The organism is Streptococcus sp. 1055 (assembly GCF_013276815.1).
GTDB lineage: Bacteria > Bacillota > Bacilli > Lactobacillales > Streptococcaceae > Streptococcus > Streptococcus pseudopneumoniae.
The window spans coordinates 1-17,352 of the sequence record NZ_VMLT01000010.1; the positions used below are offsets into that span (position 1 = coordinate 1).

Consider the following 17,352-nt stretch of genomic DNA (forward strand, 5'->3'; position numbering starts at 1 on the left):
AGACTGACGAAGTCAGTGAGCATATCTACGTTAAGGCGACGCTGACGTGGTTTGAAGAGATTTTGAAAGAGTATTAGACCATACTTTTCCAAAATGCGCCCAAAAAACCTTGCAACTAGGTTACAAGGTTAATCACATTAATCAAAATTAACGTATTCTTTTTGAAGTTCAAGAACTTCTTCCATTGTTGAGCATTCTGTAAGGGCACGGTTTGCGTACTCTTCCATCTTAGCTGTGTCGAGTTTCTTCATCAAGCTGCGTGTACGAAGTACAGATGTTGCTGACATAGAGAACTCATCCAAGCCCATTCCGACAAGCAGTGGAACAGCTGTTTGGTCACCAGCCATCTCACCACACATACCAGCCCATTTACCTTCAGCGTGAGCTGCCTTGATAACGTTGTTGATCAAGCGAAGGATTGATGGGTTATATGGTTGGTAAAGGTATGAAACTTGTTCGTTCATACGGTCTGCCGCCATTGTGTATTGGATCAAGTCGTTTGTACCAATTGAGAAGAAGTCTACTTCTTTAGCAAATTGGTCTGCAAGCATGGCTGCTGCAGGAATTTCAATCATGATACCAACTTGGATATCATCTGCAACTGCAACTCCTTCTGCAAGAAGGTTTGCTTTTTCTTCGTCAAAGACTGCTTTAGCTGCACGGAATTCTTTCAAAAGGGCAACCATTGGGAACATGATACGCAATTGACCATGAACAGAAGCACGAAGAAGGGCACGGATTTGTGTACGGAACATTGCATCTCCAGTTTCAGAAATAGAGATACGAAGAGCACGGAATCCAAGGAATGGGTTCATTTCATGTGGCATATCGAAGTAAGGAAGTTCCTTATCTCCACCGATATCCATTGTACGAACAACCACTGGTTTACCATTCATTCCCTCAAGAACAGCCTTGTATGCTTCATACTGCTCATCTTCAGTTGGGAAGTCTTGAGAATCCATGTACAAGAATTCTGTACGGTAAAGTCCAACAGCTTCTGCACCGTTGTTGTTAACACCTTCCACATCTTTTGGAGTACCGATGTTAGCAGCCAACTCGAAGTGTTTACCGTCAGCAGTCACTGTTTGAGCATCTTTCAAAAGTGCCCATTCAGCTTTTTGTTTAGCATAAGCTTCACCAGCTGCTTTAAATTCTGCCGCTTGTTCATCTGTTGGGTTGATAATCACTTCACCAGTAATTCCGTTAACGGCAAGGATATCACCGTCTTTGACGATTTCAGTGATGTTATTTGTTCCCAATACAGCTGCAATTTCAAGTGTACGTGCCATAATAGCTGAGTGGCTTGTACGTCCACCGATGTTTGTTACAAAAGCTTTTACAAAGTTTTTGTCCAATTGAGCTGTATCAGATGGTGTCAAGTCATGCGCAATCACGATTACTTCTTCATTGATAGAAGCTGGGTTTGGCAATTTCTTACCAAGAAGGTTTGCCAATACACGTTTTGTCACGTCGCGGATATCCGCTGCACGTTCTTGCATATATGGGTTGTCTTCCATGCCTTCAAAGATCGTGATGAACATATCAGTCACTTCTTTAAGACCTGCTTCTGCATTGACTTTCTTAGCACGAATTGTTTCTTTAATCTGACCAATCAATTCTGGGTCAGAAAGAACCATCAAATGAGCGTCAAAAACTTGAGCCGCTTCTTCACCAAGCGTACCTACAGCTTTCTCGCGGATAAGAGAAAGCTCGTTTTGAGAAGCCTCAAGAGCAACATCCAAACGAGCCTCTTCTGCGTTTGTATCTTCGACTGAAATAGTCTCGAATGACAAATCCGGTTGAACGAGTAGATATGCTTTTGCAACTGCAACACCGTCAGATGCCGCGATTCCTTTAAGCATTTCTGTCATTTCCCTTATGCCAATCCTTCTTTTTCCATTGTTTCTGAGATTGCAGCGATAGCGTCATCTGCATCTGCACCTTCAGCTGAGATAGTTACGTCAGCACCTTGGCCAACACCAAGACTCATAACACCCATAATTGATTTAAGGTTAACTGATTTACCTTTGTACTCAAGAGTGATATCTGAAGCAAATTTGCTAGCAGTTTGTACCAACAATGTTGCTGGACGTGCGTGAATACCTGTTTCTGCCACTACGTGGAAATCTTTAGAAGCCATAGTTTGACTCTCCTTTTGTTCTTTCTTTTTTGAGTTATATGTGATAACCCTTACAATTTGGTATTATATCATCTTCTAGGATTTTTTTCAAGCATTTTCTGGATTTTCCTTCAATTTCCTTTCAGATAACTTGCTGAAAATCTTCTATCCTAGATAACAAACACAGGATATAGTTTCTTTAAAAACAGTTTATAGGATAATCATTGCTGTTTTATAAAATAAACACTACATATTGTGTTTTGTGAGCTTGACTATAAAAAAAGACCACTATATTTAGTTCAAATCATTGACAAAATTTTATTTTCTGATATACTAAGATAGTATTAAATTTTGAAGAGGAGTTACACAATGGTAACCGTTTATTCTAAACACAATTGTGTCCAATGTAAAATGACCAAACGTTTCTTGGACAGTAATAACGTTGAATATAAAGAAATCAATCTTGATGAGCAGCCTGAGTACATCGATCAAGTCAAAGAACTCGGTTTTAGCGCAGCTCCTATTATTCAAACACCAACTGAAGTCTTTTCAGGTTTCCAACCAGGAAAACTGAAACAATTAGCATAATCTTAGTACATCATCCAGAAGAAACTGCTTCTAGGGCTAACTTAGAGGCCTTTCTTTTGTAATTAGATAAGGGAAATTTTATGGGATTAAAACATCTTGAAGACGTGACTTACTTCCGTCTTAATAACGAAATCAACCGTCCTGTTAATGGACAAATCATGCTTCATAAAGATAAGGAAGCCTTGGATGCCTTCTTTAAAGAAAATGTCGTTCCAAACACTATGGTTTTTGATTCAATTAAAGATAAAATCAACTACCTCATTGAACATAACTACATCGAAACAGCCTTTATCAAGAAATACCGTCCAGAGTTCTTGGAAGAATTGTCACAATTTATCAAAGATCAAAACTTCCAATTCAAGTCGTTCATGGCTGCTTATAAATTTTACAATCAATATGCCTTGAAGACTAATGACGGTGAATACTATCTTGAAAGTATGGAAGACCGTGTCTTCTTTAACGCCCTTTATTTCGCTGATGGGAATGAAGCTGTTGCAATCGATATTGCCAATGAAATCATCCACCAACGCTACCAACCTGCTACTCCTTCCTTCTTGAATGCTGGACGTGCTCGCCGTGGGGAGTTAGTATCTTGCTTCCTAATCCAAGTAACTGATGATATGAACTCTATCGGACGTTCTATCAACTCAGCACTTCAACTTTCACGTATCGGTGGTGGTGTGGGAATTACCCTCAGCAACCTTCGTGAAGCTGGAGCTCCTATCAAGGGGTATGAAGGAGCAGCTTCTGGGGTCGTTCCAGTTATGAAGCTTTTTGAAGACAGCTTCTCTTACTCCAACCAATTGGGGCAACGTCAAGGTGCCGGTGTTGTCTACCTCAACGTCTTTCACCCTGATATCATCGCCTTCCTTTCAACTAAGAAAGAAAACGCCGATGAAAAAGTTCGTGTCAAAACCCTATCACTTGGTGTTGTAGTACCCGATAAATTCTACGAATTGGCTCGTAAAAATGAAGAAATGTACCTCTTCAGTCCTTACTCTGTAGAAAAAGAATACGGTGTGCCATTCAACTACATCGACATTACTGAAAAATACGATGAATTGGTCGCAAATCCAAATATCCGCAAGACAAAAATCAAGGCGCGTGATTTAGAAACTGAAATCTCTAAATTGCAACAAGAGTCTGGCTACCCTTATGTCGTCAACATTGATACGGCTAACCGTGCAAATCCTGTTGATGGTAAGATTATCATGAGTAACTTGTGTTCTGAGATTCTTCAAGTTCAAGAACCAAGCTTGATCAATGATGCTCAAGAATTTCTTCAAATGGGAACAGACGTATCATGCAACCTTGGTTCAACCAACGTGGTCAACATGATGACTTCACCTGACTTTGGTCGTTCTATCCGTGCTATGGTTCGTGCCCTCACTTTCGTTACAGATAGTTCGCACATCGTAGCTGTTCCTACTATCGACCATGGAAATAGCCAAGCCCACACCTTTGGTCTCGGTGCCATGGGACTTCACAGCTACCTTGCCCAACAATTGATTGAATATGGATCGCCTGAGTCTGTTGAATTTACAAGCATCTACTTTATGCTTATGAACTACTGGACTTTGGTTGAGTCAAACAATATTGCGCGTGAACGTGGTATTACCTTCCACAACTTTGAAAAATCAGACTATGCTAAGGGAAGTTACTTTGACAAGTATGTAACTGGTGAATTTGTTCCAACATCAGACCGTGTTAAAGAACTCTTCAAAGACGTCTTTATCCCGAGTGCTGCTGACTGGGCTGAACTTCGCGACAAGGTTCAAGCAGATGGTCTTTACCACCAAAATCGCCTTGCTGTAGCGCCAAATGGTTCTATCAGCTATATCAACGACGTTTCTGCTTCTATCCACCCGATTACGCAACGTATCGAAGAACGCCAAGAGAAGAAAATTGGTAAAATCTACTACCCTGCTGCTGGCTTATCTACAGAAACCATTCCTTACTACACTTCTGCCTACGATATGGATATGCGTAAAGTCATCGATGTTTACGCTGCTGCGACTGAACACGTGGATCAAGGACTTTCACTCACCCTCTTCATGCGCAGTGACATTCCAAAAGGCCTTTACGAATGGAAGAGGGAAAATAAACAAACGACACGTGATTTGTCCATCCTTCGTAACTATGCCTTTAACAAGGGAATCAAGTCTATCTACTACGTCCGTACCTTTACAGATGACGGTGGAGAAGTCGGCGCCAACCAATGTGAAAGCTGTGTGATTTAGTTTCTAGCATAGAAACATTATTTTTCCCTAAGCAGCACTGATAAAATCAAATCTACTATGTCATAACATAATTTATGTAACATTTTAAAAGTCGGGCTTCCGACTTTTTGTGCGATACTCCTATAGAATTATGGTAAAGTAGAAATAATTGTGAGTTCGCAATACTAAATACAGAAAGAGATTTTAAATGGAAACTTACTACAAAGCCATTAACTGGAATGCCATCGAAGATGTCATCGACAAATCAACTTGGGAAAAACTGACGGAGCAATTTTGGCTCGATACACGTATTCCCTTATCAAACGACTTGGATGACTGGAGAAAGCTATCTAACAAAGAGAAAGACTTGGTCGGAAAAGTTTTTGGTGGTTTAACCCTTCTTGACACTATGCAATCTGAAACTGGGGTTCAAGCCCTTCGCGCAGACATCCGTACACCACATGAGGAAGCTGTTTTCAATAACATCCAATTTATGGAATCTGTCCACGCTAAATCTTACTCATCAATCTTTTCTACCTTGAATACTAAGGCTGAGATTGAAGAAATTTTCGAATGGACCAATACCAATCCTTACCTACAAAAGAAGGCTGAGATTGTCAACGAAATCTACCTAAACGGCAGCCCACTTGAAAAGAAAGTTGCCAGCGTCTTCCTCGAAACCTTCCTCTTCTACTCTGGTTTCTTCACTCCCCTCTACTATCTCGGTAACAACAAACTAGCCAACGTTGCAGAAATCATTAAATTGATTATTCGTGACGAGTCTGTTCACGGAACCTACATTGGTTACAAATTCCAACTTGGTTTCAATGAATTGCCTGAAGAAGAGCAAGAAAAACTCAAAGAATGGATGTACGACCTACTCTATACTCTTTATGAAAATGAAGAAGGCTACACAGAGAGTCTTTATGACGGTGTTGGTTGGACTGAAGAGGTTAAAACCTTCCTTCGCTACAATGCCAATAAAGCTCTCATGAACATGGGACAAGATCCACTTTTCCCAGATTCAGCTGAAGATGTCAACCCAATCGTTATGAACGGTATTTCAACAGGAACTTCCAACCATGACTTCTTCTCTCAAGTCGGAAATGGTTACCTTCTTGGCGAAGTTGAAGCCATGCAAGACGATGACTATAACTACGGTTTAGACTAATTCTCCACCACTCTCAATCATCAAAAAGTAAACTAGAAACATCAAAGTTATAACCCAACAAAAATATCGAAAGTTTTGAAAATAAACCTCGATATTTTTGTTTTTGTTTTATTTTGTTGTTTTTGTATTTGAATGATGAGCTAGTTTATGGTAAGATAGTAGTAGGAAACGAGGTGATAATATGCTCAAACAAGAAAAATTAACCAAAATTTTAGAAACAGTAAATAGTAAAGGAACCATAACGGTTAAACAGATTATGGACGAAATAGCCGTTTCAGATATGACTGCAAGGCGCTATTTACAGGAATTAGCTGATAAAGATTTGCTGATTCGTGTGCATGGTGGAGCTGAAAAACTTCGAACCAACTCCCTTTTGACTAATGAGCGATCAAATATTGAAAAACAAGCCCTCCAAACGGCAGAAAAACAAGAAATAGCCCGTTTTGCAGGCAGTCTAGTAGAAGAAAGAGAAACTATTTTTATTGGACCAGGAACAACATTAGAATTTTTTGCGCGTGAGTTGCCTATTGACAATATCCGCGTCGTGACCAACAGTCTACCTGTTTTTCTGATTTTAAGCGAACGAAAATTAACAGATTTGATTTTGATAGGTGGAAATTATCGCGATATTACAGGTGCTTTTGTTGGCACATTGACCCTACAAAATCTCTCTAATCTCCAATTTTCTAAAGCTTTCGTTAGCTGTAATGGTATTCAAAACGGGGCTCTAGCTACTTTTAGCGAGGAAGAGGGAGAGGCTCAACGCATCGCTTTAAATAATTCTAATAAAAAATATTTACTCGCAGATCATAGTAAGTTCAATAAGTTTGATTTTTATACTTTTTATAATGTATCAAATCTTGATACTATTGTTTCAGATTCTAAACTAAGTGATTCAATCCTTTTTGAACTATCTAAACTTACTAAAGTCATCAAGCCTTAATCAACTGAAAGATTCTGGGTAACAACTCAATTTCAGAAGAAAATGAAGTGAATCTTCCCACAATAAAACGCATAGTATCAAGTTTTTTCAACACCTGATATTATGCGTTTTTCTGCGTTAAAGACTTTTTGCCCAATTGCTTTATCTGCCACCTCAAAGCTATGCATTGAGAAATCTGCGACTCGCTTCCTAGTTTAAATTTGCTCTTTGATGTTCATTGAGTATAAGCAAGGTGATTAGATAAGAATTTTGCAGCGTACTAAATACGAGATTTAACTTTTTTGGAAATTAGTTACGATTGTTGAAACGGCATAAAATCTGAATCAAAGGAGATAGTATTCCATTCTTCAGGATTGATAAAATTTAAAAATAGATTTTTGAATTCTTCCAGCTCATAATCTGAATGACAAATCCATTCTTTACCGGTCGAGACATACCATTTCCCAAGACTTTTCAATTCTTCATTCGTCAAACACGGTATTTGAGAACATTTTTCAAAGTTGATAATATAAACTTTTTCATAAATAGATTGGATAAAATTTTTGAACATCTTTTTGCCTCACTAGAATTCTATATTTAATGACTCATTCTACTACTCAATCACTTGAGTTTCCGCTACTTTCTTGTACCAGTGAGCTGATTTCTTAGGATAACGTTCTTGCGTTTCAAAGTCTACATAGAAGAGACCGTAGCGTTTTTCATAACCGTTTGACCATGAGAAGACGTCCATCAATGACCAGATGAAGTAACCTTTGACGTTTGCACCATCAGCAATAGCATCAGATAAGACTTCCAAGTGTTGTTTCACATAATCAATACGGCCATCATCGTAAACAGTATTATCAACGAACTCATCTTTATATCCAAGACCATTTTCAGTGATGTAAATCTTCTTGTAGTTCGGATAATCTTTCTTCACGCGCATGATTTGGTCATACAAACCTTGAGGGTAGATAATCCAATCCCAATCCGTGCGTGGCACATAGTCAGGAGCTACACGACGACCAATACCTTTGATTTGATACTTAGAGCTTCCTTTTTCACCTTTACCATTATGGATAATTTCAGTTTCTCCATCAAAGGCTTCCATCCAGTCACTCATATAGTAGTTGATTCCTAGGAAATCATTCAAGTCTTTTGCAGCTTCTAATGCTGTAAAATCTTCTTCACGAAGATCCAAACTACCACCATTGACTGATAAGATATGGTTGACACCTTCCATGGTTTCAGCTGAATAGCGACCTAGATAAGTTGCGTCTAAGATGAATTTATTGTGGATGATATCTTCCAACTCTGCTGCACGAACATCTGCTGGATTTTCAGGATCTAGAGGATATTTAGTAGGCAGGGCGTGAACAACACCAATTTCCCCTTTATAGCCTTTCTCTTTGTACAATTTTACCGCGCATGCATGAGACACCATCATATTGTGGTGTGATTGAAAGACTTTGGCAAGATCGTACTGGATACCTGGAGGGAATTTCCCAACCAAATATTGACCATCACCGATTGGTCCAATTTCATTAAAGGTTGTCCAATAGTTTACTTCTGGAAATTCTTCAAAACAGAAGGCAGCGTAGTCTACAAAATGTTCGATATTTTCACGATTTAAGAAGTCGCCATTTGAGTGGAGAGCTTCTGGCGTGTCAAAGTGATGAAGAGTTACGAAGGGTTCAACGTGACGTTTGTGACACTCTGCAAATAAATTATGATAAAACTCGACACCTTTCTGATTTACTTGACCGTAACCGGTTGGGAAAATACGTGACCAAGCAATAGAAATTCGAATACCATTGACACCATACTCTTCTGCTAGCTTGAGATCAACTGGATATCGATTGTAAAAATCACTAGCTGGCTCCGCAGTGTACCAGTAGTTATCTTCAAGATATTTATCCCAAGCAACTGGTCCTTTTCCATCAGTATGTGTAGCACCTTCTGCTTGATAAGCAGCTGTAGCGCCACCGAAAATAAAGTCTTTTGGTAATGTTTTTGACATATAATTCTCCTTTTGATTAAAAAAGAAATAAGATGGAGAGGAGGCTAGTGAGGTTTTATTCTCCATCTCACTTCTTGTACTAAGTCACCGAATTGTGACATGAGAAGGTAAAAACGATATCTTTTTACCGACGAATTAACAAGGCGATTAGGAAATTCGCCATAGCGATTTCCGTAACGATAGGAGACTGTTTTATAATCCCTAGCCTTAATCGAATTGTGACATGAGGAGGTAAAAACGATGTCTTTTTACCGACGAATTAATAAGGCGATTAGGAAATTCGCCATAGCGATTGCCGTAACGAGAGGAGACTGTTTCACAGTCCCTAGCCTTAATCGAATTGCTCTTGTACAAATGCTAGAGCACCTTTTCCATCACGAGTTAATTTGATGTATTGAGCGCCTTCTGTCTTGGCAAGTTTAATACCGAGCTTATCTGTTTCTGCTTTCATGTCTTCAAAGTTTGAAGCAACTTGAGGGGCAAGAATAACAAGATCAAACTCTGGTAACATTTCACGGTGAGCACCATAGCCACCTGCTGCTGCTTTCACAGGGACATTGTATTCTGCTGCTGCCTTATTCAAAGCATTTGCAAGGAGACCACTTGTTCCTCCACCTGCACAGAGAACGAGGACATTTGTTTCTTTAGTGATTGTATTTTGTGCTGCTTCTACACCCGCTTTTTCAAGAATAGCATCCGCTTTTGCAGTGTTGAAGTTTGCAGCAACTTTTTCTTTCAATTCATCATTAGACTTACCTGAACGTTCTTCTTCAAGAATTTGTTCATCATAGACCTTAAGGAATGGATAGTAAATGACAACGTCAACCACGATTAGAAGGGCAGCAAGAATGAATGATAGCACTTGGAAGTTAGTTCCAAGAACTAGACCTAGTGGAGCTGGAGTTGTCCATGGTAGATTAGCAGTGAATGAGTTCATTCCAAGAGTTTCAATAAAGAATTTGAAAATCCATACGTTTGCGATTGGAGCAAAGATAAATGGAATGAAGAAGATTGGATTTAATACAAGTGGTGCACCAAACAAGATTGGTTCATTTACACCAAAGAAGGTTGGAACAACAGACGCACGTCCGATTGCACGGTTACGTTTTGATTTTGTTAACCACATGAACATGAATGGAACAACTAGTGTCGCACCAGTACCACCCATGGTAACGATAAACATTTGTGTACCAGAAGTAAGAATCTTGTCAGCGTGCATACCTTGTTGGAGAAGGTTCAAGTTGACTTCAGCATTTGCATAGGTAATAGCTGCGATTGCTGGTTCAACGATAGATGGACCGTGAATCCCAACAAACCAGAAGAAGGCAAAGGCACCAAAGATAATGGTAATACCAAGGTATCCGTCTGCTGCAGAGAATAATGGTGCAAAGAATTTACCGATTGATTCTGCTACGCTTGCACCCACAAAATGACGAGCTAGTAAATCAAGAGCATAAAGTGAAACAACTGAGAGAGTGAATGGAATCACATCTTTAAAGACTTGTGAGATATTTGGTGGAACTTCGTCAGGCATACGAATAGTGACGTTGTTCTTAACACAGACCTTATAGATAGCTACTGTAACAAAGGCAGCAAGGAAGGCTGAAAGCAAACCTTTTGTTCCAAGGAAATCTGTTGCAAAACCACCTGCAATTGGGTCAGCTGCCAACATCAACAAACCAACAATCGCTGCTAACAGCGTTGACATATAGTTGATTTGATTGGTTTTCTCCATGCTACGGTTTACTGAGTCGGTCAATGACTTAGCTGTTGTACCAGCTACCAAGAGAGCCAGAATACCCATAGAATAGCTATAAGGTTTCATCAGAAAGGCTACAACTTCATCAGACCATTTAAAGCCCCATGAGTTTGGTACAAAAGCAATCAAGATAAAGATACTTGAGAAGAGAATAACAGGCATACCTGCAATGAAACCATCACGAATAGCACGAAGATAGATATTACGAGATAATTTCTCAAAGAAAGGTTTTCCTTTCTCGATGAATGCAATGAGTTTATTCATTATTTAACTCCTCTCTTGTAGAGTTCGATTAAGTGGTGCATCAAATCTTTTAATAAGATAGTTGTCATCAAGTGGTCTTGGCCATGCATCATGGTTACACTATAAGCCAAATCCTCGCCAGCTGCTTCCTTAGTCAATAGACTTGTTTGCGCGTGGTGTGCCTCAGCAATACAGCTACCAGCTTCCTCTACCAGAGCGTCCGCTTTAGCAAAATCACCAGCTTCAGCAGCCTTCAAGGCTTCCAATAGTTTTGAACGAGCATCGCCAGCATAGGCTACGATTTCAAAACCTAACAATGTTACTTCTTCTCTATTCATGATAGAATTCTCCTTATATAATTTTAAATAATTTTTATGATAATAAACGTTGGATATGTAGAACTAGATAAACTCGTTCACTTTTATACAAATCAAGACCCGTATGTTGCGTAATCACATCATAGATCTTGGAACCTATCTCGAAGGCTTTTGGGTAGGATTGTTTGATATGGTCTTCCATATCCAGAAGTGATTGGTTATCATCTCTAGATCTGTCTAAATAATCCAAGAAATAATTCAAATGTATCATAAAGCGATCATAGAAATGGTTATTCTCTTTGGTTCGCTGAATTGCATATTCCTTTAGAACTTCTTCAACATTTCTGAGAATTTCTTTCCTCTTATCAATCGACTCAACCACTTGGACTTCATTCTCGCCTTCGGCATTGATGAAATGATAAGCAATCCGAATAATTTCATCCTCAGGAAAATGATCTGCTAGCTTCTGACGGTAAATTTCAAAAGCTTCATTTGCGATTTGAAAAGCGACAGGATACTTAGCAGAAATATCTGGCAGATTACTATCCTTGTACCTTCCTTGTGCTAGAGCTTGGTAAGAACAGTAAATATGATCTGTCAAGGTTACATAGAGATACTCTTGAATCGGATAATGATATTTCTTTGATAGCTTATCAATAATCTCATAGGTCACTGTGATAAAATCAAGCGGAACATCTTTGAGGAGAGCCATAAAGTTTTCTCTGGACTCTTCGGTCTTCATCCGAAAGATTTTCTCAACCTGATGTTCAGCAATCAAATCCCCCTTCTTCTTTCCAAATGCAATCCCCTTACCAATCACAATCACTTCTTCTCCCTTATCATTTCTGACAAGCGAGACATTGTGATTCATTGGATTTAGAATTCGATACATGTCAACCTCCTTTTATATTTTAAAGGTATATGAGTATAAAAAATGACCACAAATGAACTAGAAAATCAGCCGATTTCTAATTCACCTGTGATCATGCCTAATATTACTTAGTAACACTCACCTTGTATTAACTTGTGATTTAAGTATAGCACAAGTAAGTTATTTTGTAAACCTTTACATACAACTTTTTTTAAAATTAACTATGTTCTAAAATTCATCAAACAGAGGCTCTGTTTTTATTTATTTTTGTAAATCAAAACAAAAACAGGAAGACAGAAAAATAAAAAAGTAGCTACATTTTTAAAATTCATTAAATCTAATAAACAAAGAACACAAGAAACTATAAAACAAAATACGGTTATTTTTTTAAACGAACTATTCATAAAGAAATAACCTTTAAGGTAAATCTATGGTGTAAACAAGGTTTACAAATGGCACCTCTACTGTAGCTACAGCAACTGTCCAATAATTTTCTACAGCAGTTTTTACAACCCAGCCACCCATCCCCCTCACTTGAGGACCAAGATTGAAACGAAAACCTACAGGACCTCTTTCGTAAACGTTGGGTAACTCTTTTACAGCTTCATACATCAAACTTGCTTCTTGTACAGAAATACCAATATTTTTTGCTAACTCTTCAGGAGTGCCTTTTAAATTTATATTTCCAAATTTATCTACATAAAAATAATCTTCCAAAATTTGACCAGCATTTACAATATCTTCTGAAACCGAAACATTATAAAATTTATTCCCATCAACATTCAAAACAATATCATTTGCTTTATCTACTGTAGTTAGGGCACTATCTGCAAATACAGAACCACTAACCATAGGTAAGGCTGATGAGAATATTGAAACAATACCTAGTCCTACAACTAACGCTTTAAAACTCTTTTTAGTAGCCGTTTATCTTCTCCTTTTATAAAACAATGAATGAAATGTGCATCTAAATATAGTTTATTCTGGCAATATTGTTTCCGTATTATTCCTTCCTAGCTCGTAAAATAAACTATATCCTATTTTTATTATACTTCATATAGTTACTTTCTAATTCATATTAACTTGTGATTTAAGTATAGCACAAGTAAGTTATTTTGTAAACCTTTACATACAACTTTTTTTAAATTTTTTTAGATTCATGTTCCTAAACTAGGAGGACTTTCTTACACGCGTTCTTTCCATGAAGTTGCTGTTCTTTGAAGAACTTTGTTGAGTTCGTCAATGTTTTCAAATCCAGTTGTGCGAAGCCATTCGCGAGCTGCTGCTTCACCATCTTTGATGTAAGCTTCAACTGATCCTGCCCATGTAGCACGGCCACAAAGAACTCCGTTAAAGTTTGCACCTGATTCATGAGCAAATACAAGAGTATCTTGGAAGAGTTTAGCTGATACACCAGCACTCAAGTAGATGTATGGCAAGTTCGTTGCTTCATCTTGCGCTTTGAAGAAGGCTGCTGCTTCTTCACGTGTATAAACTACTTCACCTTCAGCGAAGCCTTCAACATATTTAATGTTAACAGGAACTTCAACTTTCAAAACATCAATGTTAAAGCGTGGGTCTGAAAAGACTTTCATAGCGCCGATAACTTTGTGTGGTTTTACTTTAGCGTATTCTACAGAACCTGCATCCGCAATTTTTTCATCGTAAGCAAGGATTTCAAGGAAGAATGGGATATCTTCAGCCACACACTCAGAACCGATGCGTTCGATGTAGGCTTGTTTTTCTTGATTGAGTTCGTCTGAGCTATCTACATCATAGTAAAGCAAGAATTTAACTGCATCTGCACCTTCTTCTTTAATACGTTTTGCAGACCAAACATCCAAGCAGTCTGGCAAGCGTTTTGTGCTTGTTGTGTCATAACCTGTTTTTTCATAAGCAAGGAGAAGACCAGCTTTTTCATCAAGAGCTTTAGTTGCTGGAAGTCCATACTCAGGGTCAAGAAGCATAGATGAAGCGTATTTAGTCAATTCATCTGCTACCAAGACTTTAAGTTCTTCCATTTGGGCCACAGTTGGTTCTTCTGTTTGGTGTTGAGCCATGAGGCGTTTCAAAGCACCACGTTGGTCAAATGCAAGAGCTGAGATGATACCATTTTCATCAGAAAGTTTTTCTAAGCGTACACGTTTTTGTTCTGTTAAAGCCATTTTATACCTCTTTTACTATTAATTGATCATATAGAGCTTGATAGTTGGCCATGTTGACATGACCAGTCATTTTTTCTTGAGCATTGAGCATACCAAGGACATTTGCCTTGATGAGTAATTCTGCATCCGATTCTTTGTGAAGAAGTCCTGAAGAAATTCCTGCCACAGTAGAGTCTCCAGATCCAACAGGATTTACCACCTGAATTCTAGGAATATCTACCTTGTAGAAAGTGTCACCATGTTTGGCAAAAGTACCGTTGGCACCAAGTGAAACGATAATCCATTCAATCCCTGCAAACAAAGGTTCTTGAAGGACTTCTTTTAATTCATCCAAATCCTCAGAAACTTCTCTTCCAAGGAGCTGAGACAATTCCTCATTATTTGGTTTGATGACTGTTGGTTTATGTGGTGATTCAAGAACCGCCTGAAGTGCTGCACCAGAGCAGTCCAAGACAACAGGCTTGCCAGCTTGATTAGCAAGTTCTACCAAGCTCGCATAGTAATCAACTGGAAGGCCAGCTGGCAGACTACCTGAAATAGCGACTACTTCAACTGACTCTAAGAGATTTTTGAAATGATCCAAAAAGTCTTGACCTTCCTGTTCCAATACTACAGGACCTTTTTCAAGAACTTCTGTTTGGTTGTCTCCGTGAAGAATAGCAATACAGTTACGAGTTTCCCCCTGAATTGAGAAGAAATCTTTCTTTACTTGATTATCGATATGTTCAACCAAAAACTCACCAAGTTTGCCACCCACTAAACCAGTAGCAGCAATTGGATCACCAAATTCTGAAAGAACACGAGTAACATTAAGACCTTTACCACCAGCCGTTTTGGTTACATCCACCACACGATTGACAGTATCAATTTTTAACTCATCCAAGGGATAGGAAATATCAATAGATGGGTTCATTGTGACTGTTAAAATCATAGGTCACCTCTTAGTCGTGGTATTCTCCGCGATCCCATTTTTCAAGGAATTCAGTGAAGAAGTTTGCGTCTGTTTGTTGAGCATTGTGACTTTCAAGGTGTTCAATTTTCGCAATCAATTTCTTGTTTTCTTCAGATGGTTTGTATTCAGCATGGATGAAAGCTTCGATGATATCACACATGAGCAATTCACCAGTAATCTTACCACCAAAACCGATAACGTTGGCGTTCAATTGTTCTTTAGCATAAAGGGCTGTTGTCATATCACGAACCAAGGCAGAACGAACACCAGGAACTTTATTTACAGCATTGTTGATACCAACACCAGTACCACAGATACATACCCCAAGATCAGCTTGACCGCTAGTTACGGCTTCACCAACTTTTTTACCAAAGATTGGGTAGTGAGTACGTGTATGGTCATATGTACCAAAGTCAATAACTTCATATCCTTTTGATTTCAAAAATTCTGAAACCGCCATTTTTTCATCTGTTACGATGTGGTCACATCCAATTGCAATTCTCATTAGTTATTCCCTCCGATTAATTATATAAATCTAATATCATTTATCCCTACTCAAGAAAAATCAAGATTAGCTTAGGAAGCGAGCTGCAAGCATAACTGAGGTTAGCTAAAGTGAGCTGACAACAGATTATCTTGATTTTTGAAGAGTATTAGCACATTTTATTCAACATGTCGACCCGGATTTGATGACGTCCACCATCGTATTGACCGTTAACAAATCCTTTAGCGATATTTTTAGCCAATTCATCACCAACAAGTTGTGCTCCCATAGTGATCATACGTGAGTTGTTGTGGCCACGAGTCATATAAGCTGAACGTTCGTCAGATACTTCTGCAGCAACCATTCCTTTGATCTTAGTTGCGACCATAAATGGACCAGCTCCATAAGCATCAATCACGATACCAAGGTTTTGTTCTTCTTTGTTTACTTCTGCAGCAACAGCAAGAGTCACATCAACAAAGTCTTGACCTTCAGCTGTAACATCCACAAGGTGGAAGTTTTCTTTTTCTAAGAAGTCTTTCACAACTTCTTTCAATCTCAAACCTGCAGCATCTGCACCGATAACAATAGACATATTGTATACTCCTTTTTATTTTTTCTATGCTGGATTCCAGCAGTGTATTGGCTGTCTTTAAGAAACAGTCAATTAGTCCTCACAAACATAATATACTACTATTGTTTGAAAAAGTCAATAGTTTATGTTTGTTTTTTGTTGTTTATTTTTTGATTTTTTATAAAACTTCTATCTCAAACCCTAATTCTTCAACCTGATTGGCTTCTAAGAGACGAACATTCTTCTTATCTTCTAAATGATTTTCTGCTGAATTTTAAGCAGACTATCATTTCTCTTTTTAGAATCAAAAGGACGAGATTGTGGAAGCTCTGTGGGACTAATAGGTTGTGGCATTCAAATATCCTCCAATCGTTTTACTTTACGAATAGTATACAGGAGGTCTTCCATGAATGATAGATACCTTGTTATGACGCGCTTACCATCCATCAACAGAGAGAAGGACGACAAAAAAGAAAGGACAAAATTTGTCCTTTCTGAATCTTAGCTAACTTCCCTCTACTATAGTTGGCAAAGAGGCTTCTTCACTATCTGCTATAGGGTGAGTATATCCAGCTAATGTGTAGGTTACCCTAGTTCTTTTTAATTGATAAAGATTTTTGCATGTGAAGGCTATTGAGAATCAAATAGAATCATCTACTTAAGCTTCTTCATCATCTTTTTTCTTTTTAGAAAAGAGTAAACCGACTGCTCCAAAGATTGATAGAAGTCCTAGAGCAGCTGTAGTGCTATCTGATCGACTACCAGTATTAGGTAATGCTGCTGCCTTAGCTTTGTCTTTAGCCACTGGATTAACTGCTGCTACTGCGGCAATTCCGTCTGCTTGCGCTTTGTCCACGCCTGCTTGGTCGCTTGCTGCGTCAATGGCTTGGATAGCTTTGTCCGCTGCTTGCTTAGCTTGTTCTTTCGCTGCTGCTTTTTCTGCATCTG

General features: G+C 38.6%; 17 protein-coding genes and 1 pseudogene (1 of these 18 only partly in view). 4 read left to right on the forward strand and 14 right to left on the reverse strand.

Annotated features, from left to right (window positions below):
• Positions 1–137: 137 nt before the first annotated feature.
• Together ptsP and HT699_RS00870 are read right to left on the reverse strand one after the other, a co-directional pair.
• Positions 138–1,871 (reverse strand): phosphoenolpyruvate--protein phosphotransferase, encoded by a 1,734-nt coding sequence (gene ptsP, locus HT699_RS00865; RefSeq protein WP_054388121.1) that lies wholly within the window; start codon positions 1,869–1,871, stop codon positions 138–140.
• A gap of 5 nt (positions 1,872–1,876) precedes the next feature.
• Positions 1,877–2,140: a phosphocarrier protein HPr gene (locus HT699_RS00870; RefSeq protein ID WP_000146947.1), complete on the reverse strand. Its 264-nt coding sequence runs from the start codon at positions 2,138–2,140 to the stop codon at positions 1,877–1,879.
• A 348-nt stretch (positions 2,141–2,488) separates the two neighbouring features.
• On the opposite strand from HT699_RS00870, the gene nrdH reads away from it, so the two are divergent.
• The 4 genes from nrdH to HT699_RS00890 all read left to right on the forward strand — a co-directional run bounded on the left by nrdH (position 2,489) and on the right by HT699_RS00890 (position 7,040).
• Complete coding sequence (nrdH, locus tag HT699_RS00875) at positions 2,489–2,707, forward strand: glutaredoxin-like protein NrdH (protein ID WP_172934029.1); 219 nt, start codon at positions 2,489–2,491, stop codon at positions 2,705–2,707.
• An 80-nt stretch (positions 2,708–2,787) separates the two neighbouring features.
• Positions 2,788–4,947 carry a class 1b ribonucleoside-diphosphate reductase subunit alpha gene (nrdE, locus tag HT699_RS00880; protein ID WP_054388489.1) on the forward strand — a complete coding sequence of 720 codons (2,160 nt, stop codon included), beginning with the start codon at positions 2,788–2,790 and terminating at the stop codon, positions 4,945–4,947.
• Between the two features lie 187 nt (positions 4,948–5,134).
• The gene (gene nrdF, locus HT699_RS00885; RefSeq protein ID WP_000451369.1) at positions 5,135–6,097 is read left to right on the forward strand and encodes a class 1b ribonucleoside-diphosphate reductase subunit beta; all 963 of its coding nucleotides are present in this window, start codon (positions 5,135–5,137) and stop codon (positions 6,095–6,097) included.
• 181 nt (positions 6,098–6,278) lie between these two features.
• Entirely contained in the window at positions 6,279–7,040 is a 762-nt protein-coding gene (locus HT699_RS00890) for a DeoR/GlpR family DNA-binding transcription regulator (RefSeq protein WP_000917605.1), read from the forward strand.
• A gap of 292 nt (positions 7,041–7,332) precedes the next feature.
• Here HT699_RS00890 and HT699_RS00895 read toward each other — a convergent pair whose 3' ends face one another.
• The 12 genes and pseudogenes from HT699_RS00895 to HT699_RS00950 all read right to left on the reverse strand — a co-directional run.
• Positions 7,333–7,590 carry a DUF3884 family protein gene (locus tag HT699_RS00895; protein ID WP_138704330.1) on the reverse strand — a complete coding sequence of 86 codons (258 nt, stop codon included), beginning with the start codon at positions 7,588–7,590 and terminating at the stop codon, positions 7,333–7,335.
• A gap of 42 nt (positions 7,591–7,632) precedes the next feature.
• Complete coding sequence (gene lacG, locus HT699_RS00900; RefSeq protein ID WP_138704331.1) at positions 7,633–9,039, reverse strand: 6-phospho-beta-galactosidase; 1,407 nt, start codon at positions 9,037–9,039, stop codon at positions 7,633–7,635.
• 331 nt (positions 9,040–9,370) lie between these two features.
• Positions 9,371–11,062 carry a lactose-specific PTS transporter subunit EIIC gene (locus tag HT699_RS00905; RefSeq protein ID WP_050261959.1) on the reverse strand — a complete coding sequence of 564 codons (1,692 nt, stop codon included), beginning with the start codon at positions 11,060–11,062 and terminating at the stop codon, positions 9,371–9,373.
• Complete coding sequence (locus HT699_RS00910) at positions 11,062–11,379, reverse strand: PTS lactose/cellobiose transporter subunit IIA (protein WP_023936918.1); 318 nt, start codon at positions 11,377–11,379, stop codon at positions 11,062–11,064. Before HT699_RS00910 ends, HT699_RS00905 begins: the two co-directional genes overlap by 1 nt.
• A gap of 34 nt (positions 11,380–11,413) precedes the next feature.
• Positions 11,414–12,250 (reverse strand): transcription antiterminator, encoded by an 837-nt coding sequence (locus HT699_RS00915; RefSeq protein WP_138704332.1) that lies wholly within the window; start codon positions 12,248–12,250, stop codon positions 11,414–11,416.
• Positions 12,251–12,646: 396 nt separating this feature from the next.
• Positions 12,647–13,081, reverse strand: coding sequence for a hypothetical protein (locus HT699_RS00920; RefSeq protein ID WP_240149872.1), 435 nt, complete (start codon positions 13,079–13,081; stop codon positions 12,647–12,649).
• 332 nt (positions 13,082–13,413) lie between these two features.
• Positions 13,414–14,394, reverse strand: a complete 981-nt coding sequence (gene lacD, locus HT699_RS00925; RefSeq protein ID WP_001229137.1) for a tagatose-bisphosphate aldolase — start codon at positions 14,392–14,394, stop codon at positions 13,414–13,416.
• Between the two features lies 1 nt (position 14,395).
• Positions 14,396–15,325: a tagatose-6-phosphate kinase gene (locus tag HT699_RS00930; protein ID WP_138704334.1), complete on the reverse strand. Its 930-nt coding sequence runs from the start codon at positions 15,323–15,325 to the stop codon at positions 14,396–14,398.
• 10 nt (positions 15,326–15,335) lie between these two features.
• On the reverse strand, positions 15,336–15,851 hold the full coding sequence (gene lacB, locus HT699_RS00935) for a galactose-6-phosphate isomerase subunit LacB (RefSeq protein ID WP_001216910.1): 516 nt from the start codon (positions 15,849–15,851) through the stop codon (positions 15,336–15,338).
• Between the two features lie 148 nt (positions 15,852–15,999).
• Positions 16,000–16,425: a galactose-6-phosphate isomerase subunit LacA gene (gene lacA / locus HT699_RS00940; protein WP_000029273.1), complete on the reverse strand. Its 426-nt coding sequence runs from the start codon at positions 16,423–16,425 to the stop codon at positions 16,000–16,002.
• 157 nt (positions 16,426–16,582) lie between these two features.
• Positions 16,583–16,666: pseudogene (locus HT699_RS00945) on the reverse strand (aldose epimerase); the annotation flags it as partial.
• Between the two features lie 396 nt (positions 16,667–17,062).
• Positions 17,063–17,352, reverse strand: the 3' portion of a protein-coding gene (locus HT699_RS00950; RefSeq protein WP_172934030.1) for a DUF1542 domain-containing protein. The gene runs 3,772 nt beyond the window's last position; the window shows 290 of its 4,062 coding nt (coding positions 3,773–4,062); the start codon falls outside the window, past its right edge; it ends in the stop codon at positions 17,063–17,065.

Excerpts from the sequence above, each read along its gene's own strand:
- HT699_RS00890 (WP_000917605.1), top strand. The coding sequence starts at position 6,279 with ATGCTCAAACAAGAAAAATTAACCAAAATTTTAGAAACAGTAAATAGT.
- nrdH (WP_172934029.1), top strand. The coding sequence starts at position 2,489 with ATGGTAACCGTTTATTCTAAACACAATTGTGTCCAATGTAAAATGACC.
- nrdF (WP_000451369.1), top strand. The coding sequence starts at position 5,135 with ATGGAAACTTACTACAAAGCCATTAACTGGAATGCCATCGAAGATGTC.
- nrdE (WP_054388489.1), top strand. The coding sequence starts at position 2,788 with ATGGGATTAAAACATCTTGAAGACGTGACTTACTTCCGTCTTAATAAC.
- HT699_RS00870 (WP_000146947.1), bottom strand. The coding sequence starts at position 2,140 with ATGGCTTCTAAAGATTTCCACGTAGTGGCAGAAACAGGTATTCACGCA.
- lacB (WP_001216910.1), bottom strand. The coding sequence starts at position 15,851 with ATGAGAATTGCAATTGGATGTGACCACATCGTAACAGATGAAAAAATG.
- ptsP (WP_054388121.1), bottom strand. The coding sequence starts at position 1,871 with ATGACAGAAATGCTTAAAGGAATCGCGGCATCTGACGGTGTTGCAGTT.
- HT699_RS00930 (WP_138704334.1), bottom strand. The coding sequence starts at position 15,325 with ATGATTTTAACAGTCACAATGAACCCATCTATTGATATTTCCTATCCC.
- lacD (WP_001229137.1), bottom strand. The coding sequence starts at position 14,394 with ATGGCTTTAACAGAACAAAAACGTGTACGCTTAGAAAAACTTTCTGAT.
- lacG (WP_138704331.1), bottom strand. The coding sequence starts at position 9,039 with ATGTCAAAAACATTACCAAAAGACTTTATTTTCGGTGGCGCTACAGCT.
- HT699_RS00905 (WP_050261959.1), bottom strand. The coding sequence starts at position 11,062 with ATGAATAAACTCATTGCATTCATCGAGAAAGGAAAACCTTTCTTTGAG.
- HT699_RS00915 (WP_138704332.1), bottom strand. The coding sequence starts at position 12,250 with ATGTATCGAATTCTAAATCCAATGAATCACAATGTCTCGCTTGTCAGA.
- HT699_RS00895 (WP_138704330.1), bottom strand. The coding sequence starts at position 7,590 with ATGTTCAAAAATTTTATCCAATCTATTTATGAAAAAGTTTATATTATC.
- HT699_RS00920 (WP_240149872.1), bottom strand. The coding sequence starts at position 13,081 with ATGGTTAGTGGTTCTGTATTTGCAGATAGTGCCCTAACTACAGTAGAT.
- HT699_RS00910 (WP_023936918.1), bottom strand. The coding sequence starts at position 11,379 with ATGAATAGAGAAGAAGTAACATTGTTAGGTTTTGAAATCGTAGCCTAT.
- lacA (WP_000029273.1), bottom strand. The coding sequence starts at position 16,425 with ATGTCTATTGTTATCGGTGCAGATGCTGCAGGTTTGAGATTGAAAGAA.